Source organism: Ammoniphilus sp. CFH 90114, assembly GCF_004123195.1.
In the GTDB taxonomy this organism is placed as follows: domain Bacteria; phylum Bacillota; class Bacilli; order Aneurinibacillales; family RAOX-1; genus YIM-78166.
Genome location: NZ_SDLI01000049.1, coordinates 1 through 1,662, shown reverse-complemented (window position 1 = coordinate 1,662; position 1,662 = coordinate 1). Strand labels below are relative to the sequence as shown.

Annotated in this window: 1 protein-coding gene; it reads right to left on the bottom strand. The window is 38.7% G+C overall.

The window, feature by feature from the left end; all coding sequences use genetic code 11:
- Positions 1-231: 231 nt before the first annotated feature.
- Positions 232-1,506: an IS4 family transposase gene (locus tag EIZ39_RS26115; protein ID WP_129204515.1), complete on the bottom strand. Its 1,275-nt coding sequence runs from the start codon at positions 1,504-1,506 to the stop codon at positions 232-234.
- Positions 1,507-1,662: the final 156 nt, after the last annotated feature.

The following is a 1,662-nucleotide window of genomic DNA, read 5'->3' as shown; positions in this document are numbered from 1 at the left end:
CCCAATGTCATCAAGCTATGCTACCAATAAATTACAAGATAGAGTGATTGGTCTTCTGCCAAGTTCTCCTTTATTATTGTGTCTTAGAGAAAAAGTTCGTTGATCTACTGAGTAATAAAAAAGACAATAGGATGCCCGGGACTTGTATCCTATTTTTTTACAAGTCCTTTGAGTAGAGTATTTTTTATTTTCCTTGTTAACTTAAATTGGTATACTGTTACAGAAGCGATGTTATAAACAACGCTTTAGGTTCATGGGGTGCTTGTTCGCCTTAAGGCTCATTTTGCGGATGTAGCTCCTTTCGGGTCGAACAGGCACTTTATTTCGTAACATTTCTTGCATCATTCTCTTAAACATCATGAATCGTTTTACGGGATCAACTTCAAGAATCAGCGAGATCAAGGAGTTTTTTAATCTCCCAATGACCATGTTAGTGTTGACTTGATATGTATGTTTTAAGTTTTTGCCTTCTTGTTCTTGTGCAATTTCCTCGTTCGCTTCAAGTTTGATAAGGGCAACCATATTAGATAAATAGATGGAAGCATAGAAGTCCTGTTCTACAGACAACACAGTGTCCCCGGTAAAATTTTGGATCTGGAGCCTGTTTTTTAATTCATTGTATTTGGATTCGATTCCCCACCTTCTAAAGTACAGCTCCTTAAACTGTTTTACTCCTAAACTATCATCCCATAGATTGGTGAGGAGAACCTCCTCTACGCCAGACTCCAATAGAAATCGAAGAACGCGTACTTTGATCACTCTTCCCTTTACTTTCATTTCTACGATCTGATCCGAATCGTTGGCCTTCTTTACTTCTCTCATCGTAGATTTAGACACTCGAATCACGTATTTAATGGAACTGTCTTCTAAGTAGGTGATGAACTCTCGAGAAGGATACCCCCTGTCAAATAGGAGAAGATCATTTTTTAACCCCATCTTTTTTAGTTTCTCGATCATTCCAACGGCCACTTCTCGTTCGCTGGAAGTGAAATGAGTAATTTGGGATACAATCATCATATCGTTTTCAAGATCATAGATACCGGATGCCATGGCCCGGGCAAGCTTAACGGTTTTCCCTTGGGCAAATCCAAATGCGTTTCGAAGCCGATCTGAATTGTTAAGTTCCAAAATAGAAGCATCCACCGCACAAAGCCGATAGCCGTTAAAAGTTTTGAAATCCTCATCTCTATAAAACCACTCCATAATGACATCCGCTAATTTGATGAAGGCCGTGGGAGAGATTTTTTTTCTGGCCTCTGAGTATCCCTGCTTGGTAATCCCCATTTCTCCTGGATTCAGCAGGGCAGAAAAGGCATCTAATTCAAGTTGAATACTTTTCCTCACAAAGTTGAGGGCAAATAACATGAGGGTGACAAACGTCATCTTGTTGTTTCCTTCACGAGTAAAATAGGTAGGTTTTAATCGTGATTCGCACATAAAAACGACATCATGGAGCAGCTGTTCGGTAATTCTTATGCCTTCTAAAAAAGTCTTTCTTGTCTTCAAAAAAAATCACCACAATTCGTCTTAATTTACCAGTAACATGGTATCTAAGTCGATTGTTGTGGTGATTTGAAAAAGTCAAGTGTTTTTTATGATCTTCCAGATTATATTTAAGGACACAACTTCCTTTTATTGTAAGACTAGCTTGATGACATTGGG